This is a genomic window from Brevibacillus fluminis (assembly GCF_003710825.1).
In the GTDB taxonomy this organism is placed as follows: domain Bacteria; phylum Bacillota; class Bacilli; order Brevibacillales; family Brevibacillaceae; genus Brevibacillus_D; species Brevibacillus_D fluminis.
Genome location: NZ_RHHQ01000023.1, coordinates 185,681 through 206,692, shown reverse-complemented (window position 1 = coordinate 206,692; position 21,012 = coordinate 185,681). Strand labels below are relative to the sequence as shown.

Genomic DNA, 21,012 nt, shown 5'->3' with positions numbered 1-21,012 from the left:
TACTTGTATGAGTGATTTTTTGCCACTGCCTGTCACATATTTACCACCTTTTAGTGAATACCGTGTCGAACAAGTAGAACTCGGAAAATTGTTAGTGAGGGCATTACTATGTTTGTTTTCCGCTTTCAGTAGCTATAGGATTCCTTTATTTTTCTAAACTAGGAAAAGTATAATTCTAGAATCCCGTAAATAGAAGGAGCAACTACATTGAGTAATATTACCGCTGAAGTTCTATCATTTATTGAAGAAATTGGTTTAGATTATGAGTGTCTTAATCTGCCCAGAATCGCTGGGCGCATCATGGGACTTCTCTTAGTTACAACCGATCCGTTGTCTTCTCAACAAATAGCGTCGACACTCCAAATAAGCCTTGGAAGTGTTTCTACGAATATAAACTTGTTACTTCAAATGGGGGTTGTAGAAAAGAAAAGTCTGATTGGTGATCGCATCAATTACTACATCCTGGCTTCTAATTCTAATGAAAAACAAGTGATGGATATGTTATCAACCACAATCTCCAGACAAGCAATATTCATAAAATACTGGGATGTAGTTAAGGATGATGAGATCGTTAAACTAAGATTCAAAGATTCGATTGAATCATTAGACATTTTGAGGAAATTTTATGAACATAATTTATCGAGTTCGGAAAAAATTTAATACAGCATTGCAATGTTTGTTTTCCGACTTCAATAGATACATCGTTTTTTTGAAATTAGGAAATTATAATTCGATATCCCGTAAGTGGAAGGAGCAATTACATTGAGTAATATAACCCCTGAAGTTCTCTCATTTATTGAAGAAATTGGTTTAGATTATGAGCGGCTTAATCTGCCCAGAATCGCTGGGCGCATCATGGGACTTCTCTTAGTTACAACCGATCCGTTGTCTTCTCAACAAATAGCGTCGACACTCCAAATAAGCCTTGGAAGTGTTTCTACGAATATGAATTTGTTACTGCAAATGGGGGTTGTAGAAAAGAAGAGTCTGATTGGTGATCGCATCAACTACTACATTTTGGCTTCTGATTCCATTGAAAAAGAAGTGATGGATATGTTATCAACTACAATTTCTAGACAAGCAATATTCACAAAATACTTGGAAGCAATTAAAGATGATGAAACCGTTAAACAAAGATTCCAAGAGTCGATTGAAACATTAGAAGTATTCAGGAAATTTTATGTGAAATATCTATCGGACCTTCGTTCTAGCAACAGTGAAAACAAGAGTAATTAATGATAGTAAACGCAAGGATAGCCTCGAATGAATGCTTCTTTCTCCGAGATACTTAGGGAATATAAGGATACTGTTCAGTATCTGTGAATGGTAGTGAGTATTTACAAACGAATATCTATCCAAATCCAAATATATATGGAGGAGGGTTTTTCATGAACACAGATTCTATAACAGTAAATGATGTCCTGCAACGGACGCTCTTCCGAAATGCTCGTGTGGTGGGAGGTAAAAATGGCATAAATCGCCGTTTACGTTGGGTTCATGTCCTTGAAAATCTCAACATCGATAAAACGATGTTTCGTGGAGGAGAGATGATTCTAACCTCCGGAGTAGGTTTTCAATCAGAGGCGACTTTGTTAGTAGCCTATTTACAAAAATTAATGGAATTTAACGTTGTCTGTTTGTGTATCGAACTTGGGCAATATATTCAGACAATTCCTGATGAGATGATTGAGTGGGCCAATCGGTATCACTTTCCCCTGATTGTATTTACTGAAAAAGTGAGATTTGTAGATATTTCGCATGACATCAATTCCTTACTAATTAACCGACACTATGAGAAGCTACAAGATCTTGAACGAGTATCAAGAGAATTTCATAGAATGACACTAACTTCTCAAGGCATCAACAAAGTTTTGAAATTACTTTACAACTTTACAAATGTTCAAGTCTTATATCTTCCCATTCATGGTCATCCCATTTTTGTACCAAGCCTACAAGCAAATAACCAGCAAGAATTGCTTGATTTTTGTAGAGAGCGTCTGAATGACCTAACAGCGTTGATACCAGATCAACCAACGTATCAATGTAAATTTAAGGATAAAACCCTTCTTTTTCAGCCAGTGGGAGCTATGGGTCAAACATGGGCCTACATTGTTTTGATAAGCGATCATGAACCCAATCAATACGAATATAAGGTCGTAGATTCTGCTTCCATTTCGATTTCACAGGATTTGCTCAGAAAACAGTATATAGAGGAACGAAAACTTCTTGCCGAAAATGTATGGGTGGACGACCTGGTGCATAATCGAATAAAAAATGAGGATGAGTTTCGATCTATCTTAGGTTCTTCTTATCTCAAACATAGGAAAACTCCCTATCACGTTTGTGTGATTGAAATTGATCATAAAGACGACCTAGATCATAAAACATCTGCAGAGGCAATTGAAACGAGTCAATTTCACTTTTCTTTACTATTGCGTTTTACTTTTGAAAAAAACGATTTTCTTCCGTTAATCACTATGAAAAAGAACCGAATCGTAGTTGTTGCGCTTAGTTTAATATCCCCTCTCCCTTTAAAAGAAAGATTGCAACGCGTATTCGATTCGATTCAAAAGATAAATGAAGTGGATCTAAAAACGGGTGCTCTCCAATATCGTATGGGGGTGGGACAGTCATATATCGATCTGAAAAAGGCTTATTTGAGCTATCAAGAAGCAATTAATGCTGTATCCTTATACTCTTTTTATAAGAAACCAATCATTTATTATGATGAAATCGGGGTTTTGCAACTTCTCACCAACCTTCGCGAGAGAAAAGCCCTTGAGTCTTTTATAAACAGTTATCTGGGACCGCTCATTGAAGAAGATCAATCAAAGGGCAGTAAGCTTCTTTACACGCTTAAATTCTATCTAGATTTTAACGGTTCCAAACAACTGGCTGCTCAGCATCTTTTTATTGTGAGACAATCCCTCTACTATCGACTGGAAAAAATAAGAGAATTGATTGGCGAGGACTTCATGTCCTCTGAAAAACGTCTGGCTCTTCAAGTTGCATTGTTGGGATACCAATTGCTACATCCGGATATATTCAGTGCCACCCCCGGTGGAAGTGAATCATTCTAGAGATTACAAGAACTACTGACCTAACTCGATACCTGTTGCCTGTATTCGACTGGCGACAGGTATTTTCATTTTCACTGATTACGATCAATACTCTTTTCGCAATTTTACGTACTGTAGTACAAATCCGTATATTTTTTGATGATGTGCCTAATGGAACCAGGATCTATTATCGGTATATTTAATGGAGAGTTCGAATCGAGTACAAGATTTGAAAATGTTTTTGGGATTCTAGTGATTTTGCCGGCGTCTTTATAGGATGGCTAAAGATCGTGAATTTTGCTTTTCTTCGGATTCACTTACAATGCCGTCGTTCTGAATGGGAAGGAGGTGAGGAAACTCCAAGGATTGTGTAGGATAGGAGCGTTTTTCAAACGAAACGGAGAAAAGAGGGATGATGAATTAATGAAGAATAACAAGCGTCCATTGCATGGATTCATTGTATGTTTACTTGTAACGGTGTGCATGTCGATGGTGGTTGGTTGTGGTACGCAATCAGCTACACCTTCACCAAATCAACAAGTGACGGACAAACCAAAGACGGGTGGAACCATTACTGTAGCTTCCCCATATGAAGTAGATACATTGGATGTTCATAAGACGACGGGTGGCAATGAAAGCGTTACTTGGAATCTGGGTGCTTCCCTGCTTTCCAAGGATCCGGTCACGAAGGAATACAAACCTTATCTAGCTAGCTCATACAAGATCTCAGAGGATAAAAAAACGTTGATATTTTTCCTTCGCTCTGGTATCACGTTTCACGATGGAACACCTTTAACCGCCCAGAGTTTTAAGGATAACTTTGATCGCATTATGGATCCGAAAACAAAAGCAACAGCTGCACTAGCTAACTTGTCGCCGGTGAAAAACATCAAAGTACTAAATGATCGATCCTTCATGATTGAATTACATGAGCCAAATGCAGCGTTTTTGGATACGCTTAGTACCGGTGACTTTCAGCCTTTATCCATGAAGGCCATTGAAAAATATGGAGAGGATTACGGGAGAAATCCTGTTGGTGTTGGTCCCTGGAAGTTTGAGAGCTGGAAGCCCGGCGAGGGCGTTACATTAGTCCGAAATGAAGACTATCAGTGGGGCGACCCCAACTTTGAAAATCAGGGTCCTCCAAGAGTGGACAAGCTGGTGGTTAAAACGATTCCGGACTTTCAAGTGATGACGTCCGCTCTGGAAAGCGGCTCCATCGATATTGCATTCGATGTACCTGCAAAAGATATCAAAAAGTATCGAAATAATCCGAAGTACCAGGTTCTGGAACGTATGCGTCCTGGTGTCCCTCTCAGTTTGTGGATGAACTTGACAAAACCGGAGTTCCAGGATATTCAAGTCCGAAAAGCATTCAATATGTTGGTGAATAAACAAGCGATGATCCAGGCAGCTTTGATGGGAGAAGGAGAGGTTGCTCAAACGTTGTTATCCCCAGCTACATTGGGGTATGATAAGTCGCTGGAAAAATACGGGTATGAAAATAATGCGGACGAAGCGAAGAAGCTCTTGGACGCTGCTGGCTGGAAAGTAAATAGCAATGGCTTTAGAGAAAAGAATGGGAAAACACTTACCCTTACCATGCTGACTATGCCAAAGTATGAGAAAACAGCCCAGTTGACACAAGCAATGCTGGGAGAGGTGGGTATCAAAATTAACATCCAAAATTTGGAGTCAGCAGCGTGGGAAGAGGAACTCTTAAAAGGAAATTTTGATGTGACTCTGATGGCTTATACAGCTGAAGACCCTGATGTTTTATATCAAATGTTCCACTCCAGCCAAATTGGTGCCTTTAACATCATTGGTCTAAAAGACGGCATTCTGGATTCATTATTGACAAAAGGCCGTATCACCTTTGAATTGAATGCCAGGAAGCAAGCATATGTAGAAGCCCAAAAACGACTCCTTAAGCAAGCTTATATTGTTCCTCTCTATGCTGAAAGATACTTTACAGTGGTGAATTCGCGAGTAAAAGGTGTGAAATGGACATCGCTTATGCCCGCATTTAACGATAGTTGGGTTGGCAATTAAGCCAAAACCAATGTAGGGAAAAGTACGAAAACATCCCCAACTCTAGCGAGTACGACGACGATAGAATTGCATGTAATCGAATGTGAAACATATTCGATAGACAGGAGAGTTGAAGCATGAACAAACATATACAAAGACTGCTTGATGAGATTCCCAATTTTTCACGCTTTTTAACATTAGACGAGCTGGATGCTTCGACCCAAGCACTTGCTGCCGAATACCCAGACATCGTTACACTTAGCACGGTGGGTTACTCTACTGACGGTCACCCGATTCAGATGCTCCGTATCGGTAATGGTCCTCATCGGGCGCTGTTCGTGGGTTGCCCTCATCCCAACGAACCGATTGGCGCCATGACGGTGGAGTACCTCAGCAGAAAACTGTGCGAGGAGCCTACACTGTTGAAGGAGCTTGATTATACCTTTTACTTTATCAAGGCGATCGATGTAGACGGCTTACGCCTAAATGAAGGTTGGCTGAAAGGACCCTATTCGCTCGAAGAATATATTCGCTGGTACTATCGCCCAGCTTTGGTTGAACAAGTGGAATGGACGTTCCCTTACGAGTACAAGTCCTTCAAATTTAATACACCAATGCCTGAGACTCTCGCTTTTATGAATGCGATTGACGAAGCCCAGCCGCACTTTCTCAACAGCTTGCACAATGCCGACAAGATAGGTACCTTCTTTTATTTGTCAGAGCGGTTGAATGAAGATCTGTATCAGCAATTGTGTACGCTCGTCACCGATAGTGGTTTACCTTTAATGAAAGGAGAACCTGAAGCTCCTTACATTTCTCTGTTGACTGAAGGATTTTATCAGATGCCCGTAATGTCACAGGTCTATGATTTCTATGAGTCCAAGTTGCCAAAGGGGGAAGACCCGGCCAACTCGTTGCAAAGTGGTGCAACCTCGTTTGAGTACTCACATTCACGTTACGGCACTTATAATCTGATATCGGAAGTCACAATCTTTGCCGACGCGCGCATGGGGGACAGATCCCCGACTCAACAACTGCGTCGGGATGCTGTAATGGAAAGTGAAGCTGTAGTTAAGGAGTGCTGTGCTTATCTCCAGCAGCAATACCAGAGAGTGTTACCCTTCATAATAACAGAGTCCCGTCTAAATAACGCAGTGAAAGACTTTTTGAAAGGATATGATCATCAGGTAGACCACGATAGTACTTGGACTGATAATGAGCCCGTATTGGATCGCCCGGCTACAGTTGCTGAACTTTTAGATATCCGTTTACAATACTGGGGTACGGTACTATGTGTTGCAAGCATGTTTATAAGAGTCATCGAGGGACTGCCAGATAACCCAGAGTTGGAACAAATCCATTCAGAAACGAAAGCATGGTTGGATAAAGAGTTGAAAAATTACCTCTCCCATTGGAACTGGAGCATGCCCCCCATCCGTGAACTATGCCGCGTTCAACTCGGATCAGCCCTGCTAATTATGGAGCATCTGCAGAAAGCGTAAGGTATCGGGAGCGAAGGAACAATTCTTGATATCGCGTTCCCGAAAAACCCCCATCAAATAGTAACGCTAAAAGATTTGGATATTAAGGTCAGTTGGTTAAAAACCAATTGCCCTTTTTTTATAGGATCAGGGTATATTTGAGCAATTCTTCTTTAGTCGGCCTTAAAGCATGCTTTAAAATGAACACCAAATTTTTGGGACAAACCAAGCATAATAAAAACAAAGTAGATTCGTTAGGCAATCTGTTGAGTCGTAGATCAATAACCTAATTGCAGCGAAACGGAAAAATGCTCATTATTTTTATTACTTTTAATCATTAGTGGTTTACTGAATGAGGTAAAAGAATATGATACGAAATCATTTTTACAGATCGTCGTATGAATGCGTACTTTTTTCTGTGTTTTGTCTAATGTAACCGTTTCCTACTTTCTGTATATTCTTACTAGAGTTCATTTTGACAGATTGAAAAAATATCATCGAGGAGGACGCAAAAATCGCACTGCTTTGTGGCAAATAAGATTATATATTAAATTCCTGTCTTACCCAATGGTAGAGGGATATGAGTATTGAAGGTTGGGTGTTCAAGTATTCATTAGGAGGGACTTTAAGCGTGTCTAAGAGGAAGAGCAAGCCTTGTGATCCGTTGGGCAACTTACAAGAAAGATCGGTGATAACATCATGAAGCAGTATATTCTGAACCGTCTTTTTTCCGGAGTAATCGTTCTTATTGGTTTATCTATTTTTACGTTTATGCTGATCCATTTCATTCCAGGTGATCCTGTACGCATCATTCTTGGGCAACGTGCAACGGTTGAGCAAATCGAAACATTGCGTGAACAGATGGGCCTTAACAAGCCTCTAGTCGAGCAATACGTTACCTATGCGACTGGTGTGCTGAAAGGAGATCTGGGAATCTCCCTCAAAACTGGTAGACCTGTAAGTGCGGAGATTGCAGAACGCTTTCCATCAACTGTGAAGATGGCTGCAGCTAGTTTGGTGGTAGCTGTTTCGCTTGGAGTTATTCTGGGGATTATCGCTGCCAAATATAAGCACACTTGGGTCGATATAGGGATCATGTCGCTGGCGACCCTGGGTATGTCGTTACCATCGTTTTGGCTAGGATTGCTCTTCATTATGGTATTCTCGGTTACATTGGGTTGGTTCCCGATAGCAGGTGGCACCGGCTTTGTGGATCTGGTTTTGCCCGCACTGACGCTTGGCGTCTTGATGTCTACTACACTGATTCGATTGATTCGCGCTGGAATGGTGGATGTTCTTTCAAACGACTATATCCGGACTGCTCGTTCGAAAGGGATGAACGAACGAATTATCTTATTCCGGCACGCTTTCCGTAACATGATGATCCCTGTAGTAGCAGTTATTGGTCTACAAATGGCCTCGTTGCTTGGCGGAGCGGTTATTGTTGAACAGGTGTTCAGTTGGCCGGGAATTGGAACTTTATCCATTCAAGCGATCAGTTCTCGTGACTTCCCCATGATTCAAGGAACCGTTTTATTTATTGGTGCAATTTACGTACTTGTCAGTATTCTTGTGGATATTATGTACGCTGCTCTTGATCCACGAATTGACTACACGACAAAAAGAGAGGGTGCGTAAACATGAGTGGAACAAACAATAGCATTACTATTAAAAAATCGATGCAACCTAAGGAAAGAACAGAACCCCGTTTTGAACTAATGCATAAAATCATGCAAAGAAAGATGGCCAGACTCAGCTTCATCGTTCTGCTCTTTATTATCATTTTGGGGATTATCGGGCCGTGGATAGCTCCGCATGATCCGACCAAAACGTACTACGAGGCGTTTATGCAAGGTCCTTCGAAAGAGTTTCTTCTTGGTACGGATTCGATTGGCCGCGATATCCTGTCCCGTATGCTGTACGGTACGAGGGTAACGTTAACGGTAGCTGTTATGGCAGTCGCGATCACATTTGTAGCGGGTACCCTTTTGGGAGTAACCAGCGCTTACTTTGGCGGAATGGTTGACAACATTCTTATGAGAATTATGGATATCTTGCTTGCCTTGCCTGGTATCGTTTTGGCGCTAGCCATAGTCGCCGTCCTTGGGCCCAGCCAGGAGAACGCGATGATTGCCATAGGGATATCGTCGATTCCCGCTTTTGCTATTTTAATTCGGAGTGCAGCTTTATCCATCAAGTCGTCTGGATATGTAGAAGCAAGTAGATCGATCGGAAGCTCGAACTGGTGGATCATCCTGAATCAAATCATTCCAAACATCACAAATGTACTGATCGTTTATACAACGTTGTTTGTAGGTAGTGCGATTTTGGAAACGTCAGCGCTTGGCTTTATCGGACTTGGCGCCCAACCACCTACACCTGAGTGGGGAACTATGCTGAATGAAGGAAAAGATTATCTGTCAGAAGCATGGTGGCTGGCTACGTTCCCAGGCGTGGCGATTACGATCGTGGTATTTACCGTCAATATGTTAGGTGATGCGCTACAAGACATTTTTAATCCCAGAGGCGGTAGGTAATCTGCAATTTGAAGGAAACGCAGTCTTTTAGAAAAGGAGCTATCAGGAATGACAGACGTGTTGGAAGTAAAAGGGCTGACAATCAAGTTTTCAAATGGCGCACATTCTTTCACTGTTGTTGAAGACCTTTCTCTGTATGTTAAAAAAGGGGAAGCTTTGGGAATCGTGGGTGAGTCGGGCTGTGGAAAGAGCGTCACTTCTCTGGCAATCATGCGTTTGCTAGGGAGCAACGGAAAAATAAATGGGGAAGTGAACCTGAACGGAACCAATATCCTCAAAAAAGAGGAAAAAGAAATGCAGAACATCAGAGGAAAAGAGATGGCCATGATCTTTCAGGAGCCGATGACCTCGCTCAACCCCGTTCTGACGATTGGCAAACAGATGAGTGAAGGCTTAGAAAAGCACGAAGGAATGAGTAAAGCACAAGCCAAGCAAAAAGGTATTGAGTTGCTAACACAAGTAGGGATCTCACGAGCAAACGAGATCTTTCATGACTATCCGCATCGTTTGTCAGGCGGGATGAGGCAGCGTGTCATGATCGCCATGGCGATTGCATGCAATCCTACCCTGCTGATTGCCGATGAACCGACGACCGCGTTGGATGTTACGATTCAGGCGCAGATTCTTGATCTGATCAAAAAAGTTCGAACTGAAATGGGGATGTCCTTGATCATGATTACGCATGATTTGGGTGTGATCGCGGAGACCTGTGACCGAGTAATTGTGATGTACGCTGGACAGGTTATTGAATCGTCAGATGTAAGAACATTGCTGCGCAATCCGAAGCATCCATACACCATTGGGTTGATTAAATCGACGCCGCACAATTCCAAGGGGCAGAAGCGCCTTTACAGTATTGCGGGAAGCGTGCCGACACCTGACGAATACCCGAAAGGATGCCGTTTTGCTCCTCGTTGCGATAAAGTAATGCCCGTTTGTCTCGAACGAAGCCCACAACTGTTGGACGTGGACCAACAATCCCAATGTCGCTGCTGGCTGTTTCAAGAGAAAACGGAAAGATCGGCGGTGAGTGTATGACAACTCCACTATTAGAAGTTAAGGGACTAAAAAAGTTGTTCCCCATCAAAAAGGGGATGTTCCAGCAACCATCCTTCGTTCACGCTGTTAACGGTGTAGATATTACCATCCATAAAGGTGAAACGCTTGGTGTAGTTGGGGAGTCTGGCTGTGGAAAATCAACGCTTGGCAGATGCATGATGCGCCTGATCGAGCCTACGTCAGGGGAGATCATCTTTGAAGGACAGGATATCCGCACTTTCAGTAAGAGGGATATGCACAGGACAAGACGCAACATCCAAATGGTGTTCCAAAACCCGTTTGACACGCTGAATCCCAAGCTGACAATTCAACGTATCCTGTCCGAACCGTTGATCGCTCATCAAATTCCTTCATGGGAAAGACAGAAGCTTATTGAAGAAACAATCGAAATTGTTGGTCTGAATAAACGTCACCTCTCTCGGTATGCCCATGAGTTTTCGGGCGGACAAAGACAACGTATCGGGATTGCTCGCGCTTTGATACTCAGACCAAAGCTGATCATTGCAGACGAGCCCGTATCCGCTCTTGACGTGTCAATTCAATCGCAAATTCTCAATTTGCTTCAGGACTTGCAGGAGCAATTTGCTCTCACCTACATCTTTATTTCTCACGATTTAAGCGTTGTTGAGCACATCGCTGATCGAGTAGCCGTTATGTATTTAGGTGAAGTCATTGAACTTGCTAAGAAGGAAGATTTGTTTCGAAACCCTATGCATCCTTATGCGCAAGCGCTTCTTTCTGCCGTTCCACTATCGGATCCTGACGAAAAAAAGGAACGCATTATTCTAAAGGGAGATTTGCCGTCGCCGTCTAACCCACCGGCAGGCTGCAAATTCAATCCGCGTTGTCATGCTTGCATGGACATTTGTAAAACGACGGTTCCCGAATTGAAAGAAGTAGACGGTAATCTGGTGGCTTGCCATCTGTATTCATAAAAAAGCTTAGCATTGTTGTTCAATAAGAAATGAAATAAGAATACTGCGAAAGAAGGAGAAGATTGTAAAAATCCATCTACTCATTCCTTTTGCAAAAAAACAACAGGAGAGGTGTTATTGTTATGCTAGATCCGCGAATTACGAAGTTGGCTGACGTCCTTGTAAACTACTCCACGAAAGTGCAAAAAGGTGAGCATGTGTTAATCGATGCAATTGAGATTGATACGCCTTTGGTGAATGAGCTTGTAAAAGCCGTATACAAGGCTGGAGGATATCCTCATGTGAAGCAAAGCGAAATGCCTGTCCGTCGCCAGCTTTTGATGGAAGGAGCGGAGGAGCAATTTAAAGTCTGGGCTGATGTAGATAAGTATCAAATGGAAAAAATGCATGCCTACATTATCATTGATGGAATGGCGAATATCAGCGAAATGTCAGATGTACCCGCAGAAAAGTTGCAGTTGTATCACTCCCTTTACAAACCTGTAACACGCGTTCGCCTACAAAGAAAATGGGTCTATCTGGGGTACCCCAATCCTTCAGCAGCGCAAAAGGCGAATATGAGTACAGAGGGATTTGAGAACTTCTATTTTGACGTTTGTACGATGGATTATGCCAAAATGGCAGAGGCAATGGAATCCTTGAAAGAGCTTATGGAGAAAACAGATCGTGTAAGGATTACAGGCCCAGGTACCGAGCTTACTTTCTCGATAAACGGAATACCAGCCGTACCATGTGCAGGCGAGTATAATATTCCAGATGGAGAAGTTTTTACCGCACCGGTCCGTGATTCTGTAAATGGAGTGATTACCTTCAACACTCCTTCACCTTATCAAGGATTTACGTTTGAAGACGTTCGATTGGAGTTTAAAGACGGTAAAATTGTAAACGCGACTGCTAACGATACAGAGAGAATCAATAAAATATTAGATACAGATGAAGGGGCTCGCTACATTGGAGAGTTCGCGATTGGGGTTCATCCAACCATTCGTGAACCCATGCAGGACATCTTGTTTGACGAGAAAATTGGTGGCAGCTTCCACTTCACGCCTGGTAGTTGCTATGAAGACGCCTCGAATGGAAATGATTCCTCCATTCACTGGGACATGGTTATGATTCAGCGTCCCGAGTATGGTGGCGGGGAGATTTGGTTTGATGATCGCTTGATTCGCAAGGATGGCCGCTTTGTCATTCCAGAATTAGAAGAGCTTAATCCGGAAAATTTGAAGTAGTAGAGACATATCGATTTGCTAGAATGTCAATGATATCCAGAAGCGAAGGATCAGAGTAACTGGGATCTGTTCAGTCACTTGAAGGGGCAGAGCCCATTTCAAACAAATTAAACCTAATTCACGTTTTCTACGAGTTGTGTGTTCGTATTATGGGACTTGTTTCGATCAAACGCAACTTTGTTGAGGACTTCAGCCTGTTTTATATAGTACATCCCTCAACGTAAAGTGAGTATAGTTTACGCTGGTTTTGAAAACGTTTCCAGAAGAAAAGGGGGTTGTAAAATGATGAAAGGTAACAAGCGAGGATTACGTAGTATCTTTTTAAGTTTAGTGGGAACGATGGTTATCCCATTGGTCGTTGGCTGCAGTTCAGGTTTATCCGGATCTCCATCGAATCAGCCACTTGATGTAGCCAAACCAAAGACAGGTGGAACCATAACGGTGGCATATCCGACTGAACCAGATACGTTGGATGCTCATGGCAGGACGGAGGCGGGTTTGCTCTTTGCGTATCATCTTGGTGGAACACTGCTTTACAAAGATTCCGCTACACAAGAAATAAAACCTTCTCTGGCTAAAGAATACAAGATTTCAGTGGATGGAAAAAAGATAACCTTTACCATTCGCTCAGGCATCACTATGCATGATGGTACACCAGTTACGGCCAAAACGTTTAAGGAAACATTTGATCGGGCATTAAATCCGGATACGCAAGCTATGACAGCAAGTTCTTTCCTGGATGGGGTTATAAGTGTAAAAGCGCCAGATGATCAAACCCTCATCCTTGAATTAAAAGCCCCGGCTCCTTATATGCTGTTTAATTTAACGAATCCTGTCCTGCAACCTCTTTCCTTGAAGGCCATTGAAAAATACGGAGCAGATTATGGCAGACATCCTGTGGGAGTGGGGCCCTGGAAGTTTGAAAGTTGGGTGCCTGGTCAGGGAGTCACATTGTCTCGAAATGATGCTTTCCAATGGGGCGAACCGTATTTTGAAAATCAAGGACCTCCAAGAGCGGATAAACTTGTTCTAAAAACAATTATCGATGTTCAATCAAGGTTGGCTGCCTTGGAAAGCGGTTCGATCGATGTGGCAACGGAAATACCCACGAGATATATTCAGAAGTATAGAAATAATCCAAAATATCAGGTTATTGAAAGAATGAAAGATGGTACGGGTACGTTTCTCTCTATTAATTTAAGGAATCCGATGTTCCAGGATGTACAAGTCCGCAAAGCTCTCAATATGTTAGTTAATAAAGAAGCGATAATCCAATCCGTACTGCAAGGAGAAGGCCAGGTTGCCAACGTTCCGCTATCTCCCACGGCACTGGGTTATGACAAATCGGTAGAAGAGTATGGGTACAAATACAATGTAGAAGAAGCGAAGAAACTCTTTGATGCCACGGGATGGAAGCTCAATGAGGAAGGTATCAGGGAGAAGGACGGAAAAACATTGACCCTTACCCTGTTAAGTTCGGATATTTACAACAAAGCAGCTCAATTGATCCAATCTATGTTAGGCGAAGCGGGTATCAAGGTTACAATTCAGAATTTAGAGCTTATGTCAGAGCTAGATGCTGGCATGAAAGGAAATTTTGATTTGATGTTTCTGGAGTCCTCATACGAAGATCCAGATAATTTGTACTACTCTTTCCATTCCAGCCAAATTGGTGGATATAACTTTGGTGCTGTAAACGATAGCAAACTGGATACGATGCTCGAGAAAGGTCATACCACTTATGATTTGGAAGCCAGAAAACAGGCATATGCAGAAGTTCAAAAGCAGATCATTGAACAAGCCTATACGATTCCTCTGTATTATGACAAGCAGTTTACGGTGGTGAACTCGCGAGTAAAAGGAGTAAAGCAAATCGATAATCTTAGACTGGAGTTTAACGATAGCTGGGTTGATAGATAAGTAATTCGAACAAGAACTATTATAGCAAAAACCATAAAAGATAAAATAGCGTGGAAGAGGACAAGTAGAATCAGGCTCTGATGTCAGAGAGCCGTCTCGTGAGCTGGAAGGACGGTCATTACCCTTATTCGAATATCACCTCTGAGCTTTGTCTGCGAACAGCACCATTGTGTGTCAGTAGTGGACAACGACATGGTTCTCGTTACTGAACTGAAGTCTGAACTGACGATCTGTCAGGGACGATCTTCTTAAGTCTGCCTTATGTAAAAAGGGCGGAGAAGCTGAGTGGTACCGCGAGACTCTCGCCTCAGCAACCAATCGGTCGAACATTGGATGAAATTCAATGTCACCACGTGGTTGTGTGAGGTGGGAGTTTTTTATTTTATAACAGACTGAGTATTTGAAAGGTGGCGTTTTGGATGGAAGCAAAACGAAAATCATTGGTGCACATGAATGGAAAATGGGTACCGAAGGGTGAAAGAACTTTCCAAGTGAACACTCGATTAAGGGGATGGTGAAAAAGTATGGAACAACAAAAAAACGATGCCACTGTGGAAATGACAGGTGCCAAGAAAGTAATTGAGACCTTGAAGCAATTAGGGGTAGATACCGTATTTGGCTACCCTGGTGGAGCGATTTTGCCGATTTATGATGCCTTGTATCAAAGCGGGATTCGGCACATTTTGACCAGGCACGAACAAGCAGCAATTCACGCTGCTGAAGGATACACAAAGGCAACCGGGAGAATCGGGACAGTCATTGCCACCTCAGGACCAGGAGCGACTAATCTGGTGACAGGTATTGCAGACGCCTATATGGACTCAGTTCCCATTGTTGTCATAACAGGCCAGGTTGCCTCCGCATTCATCGGTACCGATGCATTTCAAGAGGTGGATGTTATCGGTATCACGGCACCGGTGACAAAATACAGCTTTCAACCACGTAAACCGGAAGAACTGCCAAGCTTACTTGTGGAAGCGTACCAGATTGCCTCAACAGGCAGACCAGGTCCGGTCCTTATTGATATCCCGAAGGATATCGCGAGTACCCATTGCATGTACCAAACCTCCTTACCTGCTACGAATCGATTCAAGCAAACAATAGCTGAAATCGATAGGGCGCAAATGGAAGCGATCCGCCAGGCAATCTCACAAGCGCAACGACCTCTTCTTTACATCGGTGGTGGAATTGTAAGTGGGAACGCTTCCGAGGAATTGCGCCAACTTGCCAAGGAAACCGGTATTCCAGTCTGTTCGACATTGATGGGATTAGGAGCGTATCCTCCTGATGATCCCCTGTTTCTTGGGATGCTGGGTATGAATGGAACGTATGCCGCCAATATGGCTGTGTATCATTGTGATCTCTTGTTGGCATGTGGTGTCCGCTTTGATGATAGGGTTACAGGGAAACTTGAGCGATTTTCTCCACATTCCACAAAAATTCATATTGATACCGATCCGTCAGAACTGAGTAAAATCGTTCCTGTTGACCATTCGCTGGCATGTGATGTGAAAGTGGCCCTACAAGCCATGTTAATTTCTTCACCAACACCTGATTGTGAGAATTGGAGACTTCAAGTACAAAAGTGGGCGCAAGAGTATCCGCTTTCGTATAACCAGGATCAGGCTTGTGCAATTAAGCCACAATTCGTTATTGATTTGTTGAGCAAAATCACGGATGGAAATGCAATTGTCACCACGGAAGTAGGACAGCACCAGATGTGGGCTGCTCACTTTTACCGTGCAAAGAAGCCTCGAACGTTTCTCACATCTGGAGGACTTGGAACGATGGGATTTGGTTTTCCTGCCGCGATAGGCGCTCAAATCGCCATGCCTGAATCAACTGTTGTTTGTATCGCGGGAGACGCCTCTTTTCAGATGAACATCCAGGAGTTGCAGACAATTGCTGAACTAAACATCCCTGTGAAGGTGTTTATTATCAATAATCGATTCCTTGGAATGGTTAGGCAGTGGCAGGAGATGTTTTATGAAAATCGTTTGTCAGAGTCACAAATTGGTGGGCCAGATTTTGTCAAGGTAGCTGAGGCGTTTCGCGTGAAAGGTTTACGTGCCGAAACGGTGGCTGAAGCGGAGGCTGTCATTCGAGAAGCCTTGGCTCATCCGGGCCCTGTCGTCGTGGATTTTTTGGTTGAAGAGAGCGAGAATGTCTTTCCCATGGTACCGCCAGGCAAAGCAAATAGTGAATTAATCATGAAGGGGTGGGAAGAGTGAACGAACAAACGATCCAAATGATGGTGAACAATCACCCTGCAACTTTTCTACGAATACTTGGGGTATATTCTCGTCGAGGAATTCTTATTGATCGTATGTCCATAAATAGAGCGGATCAACAGCATTTATCCAACGTAAAGATTACCGTCCAATGCGATTCCAGCATGATCGATCACCTCATCAAACAGTTAGAAAAGCAAGTTGACGTGATCAATGTTTTCAAATGCTCTGACCATAACATTGCCTCTAAAAATAAAAACCAAACGAAAGAGTGAGCGGTAATGAACTCGTACTATGACAAAGATGTAAACATGGAACTCCTAAAAAATAAAGTATGATGAAGGTGGGCTACGGATCTCTCCAACCAGTTTACGGATAGTGGAGAGGCGTATGATGCAAAGCCGGGTCTGTATTATCTCCGAGCAACATATTATTATCCGAGTGTAGGCCGCTTTATTTCGGAGGATACGAATAAAGGGCAAGTGGAAAATCCGCTGAGTTTGAAACGGTACGCATAATAACCCCATTAACTTTGTGGACGCCACGGGGCATTGGAGGTAAGCGTCATAGAATGGGTGATCATTGATAATGATGTTGTTCAAATCTGGAGGCTCAAGAGCGGAAGTGTTGATAGAAGAGTACAGTCGCGGATAGGTGCTGGGGAAAGCCATCGAAGGATTACCGGAGGAGGAGCTTGATGAGCTCCGTTTCAAGTAGCGCAAATAAACATGCCACAAGGTTCCAGCCGGGGTGCAAATACAGGTATAACAACTCTTTTAATTTGCATGGTTAGTAACTCCTTTTGTTCATAAATTTATTCTTCAACTATCATTCTATGGCTCTCAAAATTATGCTCATATTCCAATAGCCTTTGCCTAACTTGTTCTGAATCAATTACAGACATTCCAGCTACTATTGCATGAAGCAACACAAATAGAGGTGGGGTAACATCGAGAGTGGAGGCTTCCGTACTAGGAACCTGCAGCACAATATCTGCGTTTTGACTTACTGGTGCTAGAACGTCATCAACAATAGCAATTACAAACACCCCCTTTTCTTTTGCTATCCTAACAATATCCAAGGTCTCTTTGCTGTATCTTTTGAACGAAAAGGCGACCATTACCCACTGTTTGTCCATCCGGGTGGAAATTTGCACAATATCATCCGTATTTGGGTTATACACTTGAGCGTCTTCACAGAGCATGCTTAAGCTGAAGGCTAGCCAATGAGCCGGTCCATACGACGAGCGTATGCCTACCGTAAGGACCTTTTTTGATCTGATAATGGTGTGAAGCACTTTTTCAAAGCCGGTGTCTGATATGGTTCCAAGCATCCCCTCGATTCGTCGCAAATTTTCCTTGACCACTTCCGTGAAGATATGTTGACTATTTTTGAAACGTTTTGCAGTTTCTTGATGATGAGTAAGCGCATGTTTTTCATTCCTAAGCAGAGTCGACGGATGCAGACCTCAACTACAATGGTGTTGTTTATAATGAGATGAAAGGGGCATTCTCCAATCTTGACAACATGATGCACAGGGAACTGATGAACTCACTGTTCCCGGATACCGTCTATTCCAACGAATCAGGGGGACTTCCACAAGCAATTCCCGACTTACAGTATACAGATCTACTGGCTTTTCACAAAAAATATTACCATCCTTCTAATAGTTATATCTATCTATATGGAAATATGGATATAGAAGAGAAACTGATCTGGTTGGACAAAGCGTATTTAAGCCGCTATGACAAACTTGAGATAGATTCGAAAATCACGCTGCAACCATCGTTCAAGCAGCGGGTGGAAGTAGAAAAAAAATACACCATAGGCGTTCACGAATCTGAGGAGAACCGTACATTTCTAACTTATAATGCGGTGATTGGCACCAATCCTGATCCGGAGTTAAACATTGCGTTCCAGGTTTTGAACTATGCACTCCTTGGGTTTCCGGGTGCGCCGCTTCGCCAGGCGTTGATCGATCGTGGGATCGCAAAGGATGTGTACGGCGCGTACAACAATGAGATATACCAACCGACCTTTAGCGTCGTTGCAAAAAACGGGAACGCTACCACGGAATCTTTTATGACTACTATCTCTGAAGTTCTGCAGCAGTTAGTACGTGAAGGGATAGACAAACAAACGTTACTTGCAGGCATTAATTCGCTTGAATTCAATTATCGTGAAGCAGCTTTCGAACCGAAAGGTGTTCATTTTTTCCTGAAAATGCTGGGCAGCTGGCTTTATGATCATCGTTTTCCATTTGTCCACCTGGAGACCAATCGCATATTCACCGCCCTAAAAACGAAAATGCACAATGGATTTTTTGAACAACTGTTGGATACGTATCTGTTGAAGAACACTCATACGTCGATTGTGGTTTTGGTTCCGGAGAAAGGTTTGAATGCTAAAAAAGATGCTGAGCTGAAGATGCGTCTGCAAAACTATCGGGACAGTCTGAACAGTGATGAAATTCAGCGAATTGTTGAGAGGACAGATGCATTAAAAGCATATCAGAATCAGTCTTCAACCTTACAACAGCGTGCCAGCATACCAATGCTCTCAAGGAAAGATATGAATTCCAAGGCTCCTGCACTTTACCAGGACCTGAAAAATGTGGACGGAACGACGATCTTACATCACAAGATGTTCACAAATGGAATCGGCTACTTGCGAATTTTATTTGACTTGAAGGCGGTGCCGGTAGAGCTGCTAGCTTACGCTGGAATTTTATGCCAAGTATTGGGAGCTTTAGATACAGAACACTACGACTTCAGACAGTTATCAAACGAGATCCATATCAATTCAGGTGGAATTTCCACAGATCTCGGTACTTATGCAGATACAAAACAGGCTAACAAATATAAGGCTACTTTTGAAATCAATGCAAAAATCTTATATGACAAACTAGACTTCGCCTTTGATATCATCCGGGAAATCATATTGACAACTAAGTTTGAAGACACCAAACGGATCTATGAAATTATCTCTGAGATGAAATCAAGAGAACAGAGTATTCTTATCTCCTCAGGCAGTAATACGGCAATAAAGAGAGCCCTTTCATATCATTCCGAAATGGCTGCTTTCAAGGACCTGGTAAGCGGTATTACGCATTATCAGTTGGTCGAGCGTATTGAAACGAACTTTGAGGAAGAGCAGGAGCGTCTCATTATTGCACTGAAGGAACTGGTACGTCACATTTTCAGACCAGAGAACATGCTGGTCAGCTATACTGCCGATGAACAGGGATACACCAGGTTGGAACCGCTAGTGGCCGAACTGAAATCAGGACTGTTCACTCATCAGGTGGAGAAGGATAAAGATAAAGTAGTTTTCCATACTTCCCTGCGGAATGAGGGGTTTAAAACCACTTCAGAGGTGCAATATGCAGCCCAAACCGGTAATTTTCTGGAAAAGGGTTTTACCTATACTGGCTCTTTACGCGTATTAAAAATGATTTTGTCGTTTGACTACTTATGGAACAACATAAGGGTTAAGGGAGGCGCTTATGGATGTATGAACGCTTTCCAACGGGACGGAGACAGCTATATGGTTTCTTACAGAGATCCGAACTTGGAAAAAACCTATAAAGTGTTCGAACAGACACCGAGTTTTATCAACGCATTTGAGGCAACAGAATCCGAAATGACTCGCTATATTATCGGAGCCATCAAGGAACTGGACACACCAATGACGCCAGCTATGGCAGGGTACCATTCCCTTTACCTGTATTTGTAAAATTTTACAATGGAAGATCTGCAATTAGAAAGAGACGAGGTCTTGATGACGAGCGTGGAAGACATCGCCGGTCTTGCTCCTCTTGTTGAAGCGGTGCTTGAATACGGAAGCAGATGCACCATCGGCAATGAACAGAAAATAGAGGAGGAACATAGCAGGTTTAATGAGGTACTGCCTTTATTTCAGAGTTAAGAGGTAGATGATTACCAGAAGCCGAGTAGAAATCATTGATTCTTTCAGATTTCTCTCGGCTTTTCTTTTTGCTCATTTTCTGAAAAAAATAATTAGCTACCTTTCAGATTGAGAGTAACAATAATGCGAATTGTTAAAGGGGGGACGACATGATTTGCAAGAGGTTCGGAGCATACAGGAATGCACCCGCTTACATGTTGGAGTCACTAAAGGAATTTATCGCTGTACCATAATCTGCGGGTATGCCTTTCATAGAGTGGGCGAGTTTAATTCCCTAGTAAACAGCTGTTGTCCAAAATAAAGAACGAAGTACTCCATTCAAAAATCATGAAGAAATAGAGTATGCAATTCGGCTGGCTATTTTGCTTTTGTGGATAAGGTATACTCGTGACAAAATGAGGAAGCCTGTTGGTAGAATGGTCTGCCAAAGGCAGGGGGCTCGACGATAATCATGCCGATTGAGGGCATATTGGAATGGGTCTCAAACAGTATTTTTTCATCCTCCATTTCTTCCACACGTGCATGCATGGCCAAGGTTCTTCCCCCATACGGTGCCAAGTTTCCACAATCATAATACATACGCCCATTGGCAGCAACATGGCC

17 protein-coding genes and 1 other annotated feature are annotated in these 21,012 nt (G+C 42.8%); of the genes, 16 read left to right on the top strand and 1 reads right to left on the bottom strand.

The window, feature by feature from the left end:
- Positions 1 to 207: 207 nt before the first annotated feature.
- The 14 genes from EDM56_RS26610 to EDM56_RS32285 all read left to right on the top strand — a co-directional run bounded on the left by EDM56_RS26610 (position 208) and on the right by EDM56_RS32285 (position 17,000).
- Complete coding sequence (locus tag EDM56_RS26610; protein ID WP_122920968.1) at positions 208 to 660, top strand: GbsR/MarR family transcriptional regulator; 453 nt, start codon at positions 208 to 210, stop codon at positions 658 to 660.
- Positions 661 to 762: 102 nt separating this feature from the next.
- Entirely contained in the window at positions 763 to 1,236 is a 474-nt protein-coding gene (locus tag EDM56_RS26605; RefSeq protein WP_122920967.1) for a GbsR/MarR family transcriptional regulator, read from the top strand.
- Positions 1,237 to 1,388: 152 nt separating this feature from the next.
- Complete coding sequence (locus tag EDM56_RS26600; RefSeq protein WP_122920966.1) at positions 1,389 to 3,080, top strand: PucR family transcriptional regulator; 1,692 nt, start codon at positions 1,389 to 1,391, stop codon at positions 3,078 to 3,080.
- Positions 3,081 to 3,482: 402 nt separating this feature from the next.
- Entirely contained in the window at positions 3,483 to 5,111 is a 1,629-nt protein-coding gene (locus EDM56_RS26595) for an ABC transporter substrate-binding protein (protein ID WP_122920991.1), read from the top strand.
- A 116-nt stretch (positions 5,112 to 5,227) separates the two neighbouring features.
- Complete coding sequence (locus EDM56_RS26590) at positions 5,228 to 6,592, top strand: M14 family zinc carboxypeptidase (protein ID WP_122920965.1); 1,365 nt, start codon at positions 5,228 to 5,230, stop codon at positions 6,590 to 6,592.
- Positions 6,593 to 7,270: 678 nt separating this feature from the next.
- Positions 7,271 to 8,209 carry a nickel ABC transporter permease gene (nikB, locus tag EDM56_RS26585; RefSeq protein ID WP_122920964.1) on the top strand — a complete coding sequence of 313 codons (939 nt, stop codon included), beginning with the start codon at positions 7,271 to 7,273 and terminating at the stop codon, positions 8,207 to 8,209.
- A 92-nt stretch (positions 8,210 to 8,301) separates the two neighbouring features.
- A complete protein-coding gene (locus tag EDM56_RS26580) occupies positions 8,302 to 9,108 on the top strand; it encodes an ABC transporter permease (RefSeq protein ID WP_246009545.1) in 807 nt (268 codons plus the stop codon).
- A gap of 48 nt (positions 9,109 to 9,156) precedes the next feature.
- Positions 9,157 to 10,146, top strand: a complete 990-nt coding sequence (locus EDM56_RS26575) for an ABC transporter ATP-binding protein (protein WP_122920963.1) — start codon at positions 9,157 to 9,159, stop codon at positions 10,144 to 10,146.
- The gene (locus EDM56_RS26570; RefSeq protein WP_122920962.1) at positions 10,143 to 11,102 is read left to right on the top strand and encodes an ABC transporter ATP-binding protein; all 960 of its coding nucleotides are present in this window, start codon (positions 10,143 to 10,145) and stop codon (positions 11,100 to 11,102) included. The genes EDM56_RS26575 and EDM56_RS26570 overlap by 4 nt, the downstream gene beginning before the upstream one ends.
- A 122-nt stretch (positions 11,103 to 11,224) precedes the next feature.
- Positions 11,225 to 12,331, top strand: a complete 1,107-nt coding sequence (locus EDM56_RS26565; protein ID WP_122920961.1) for an aminopeptidase — start codon at positions 11,225 to 11,227, stop codon at positions 12,329 to 12,331.
- Positions 12,332 to 12,613: 282 nt separating this feature from the next.
- Positions 12,614 to 14,251, top strand: coding sequence for an ABC transporter substrate-binding protein (locus tag EDM56_RS26560; protein WP_246009544.1), 1,638 nt, complete (start codon positions 12,614 to 12,616; stop codon positions 14,249 to 14,251).
- Positions 14,252 to 14,293: 42 nt separating this feature from the next.
- Positions 14,294 to 14,564, top strand: a binding site (T-box leader).
- 211 nt (positions 14,565 to 14,775) lie between these two features.
- Complete coding sequence (ilvB, locus tag EDM56_RS26555) at positions 14,776 to 16,482, top strand: biosynthetic-type acetolactate synthase large subunit (protein ID WP_122920960.1); 1,707 nt, start codon at positions 14,776 to 14,778, stop codon at positions 16,480 to 16,482.
- Complete coding sequence (locus EDM56_RS26550) at positions 16,479 to 16,757, top strand: ACT domain-containing protein (protein ID WP_122920959.1); 279 nt, start codon at positions 16,479 to 16,481, stop codon at positions 16,755 to 16,757. Before ilvB ends, EDM56_RS26550 begins: the two co-directional genes overlap by 4 nt.
- 132 nt (positions 16,758 to 16,889) lie before the next feature.
- Positions 16,890 to 17,000 carry an RHS repeat-associated core domain-containing protein gene (locus tag EDM56_RS32285; protein WP_425456364.1) on the top strand — a complete coding sequence of 37 codons (111 nt, stop codon included), beginning with the start codon at positions 16,890 to 16,892 and terminating at the stop codon, positions 16,998 to 17,000.
- Between the two features lie 296 nt (positions 17,001 to 17,296).
- Here EDM56_RS32285 and EDM56_RS26540 read toward each other — a convergent pair whose 3' ends face one another.
- Entirely contained in the window at positions 17,297 to 17,815 is a 519-nt protein-coding gene (locus EDM56_RS26540; protein ID WP_148040424.1) for a MurR/RpiR family transcriptional regulator, read from the bottom strand.
- A gap of 164 nt (positions 17,816 to 17,979) precedes the next feature.
- Here EDM56_RS26540 and EDM56_RS26535 point away from each other — a divergent pair, with 164 nt between their 5' ends.
- Positions 17,980 to 20,217, top strand: coding sequence for an insulinase family protein (locus EDM56_RS26535; RefSeq protein ID WP_122920957.1), 2,238 nt, complete (start codon positions 17,980 to 17,982; stop codon positions 20,215 to 20,217).
- A 42-nt stretch (positions 20,218 to 20,259) separates the two neighbouring features.
- A complete protein-coding gene (locus tag EDM56_RS31600) occupies positions 20,260 to 20,409 on the top strand; it encodes a hypothetical protein (protein ID WP_183192602.1) in 150 nt (49 codons plus the stop codon).
- The last annotated feature ends 603 nt before the right edge of the window (positions 20,410 to 21,012 follow it).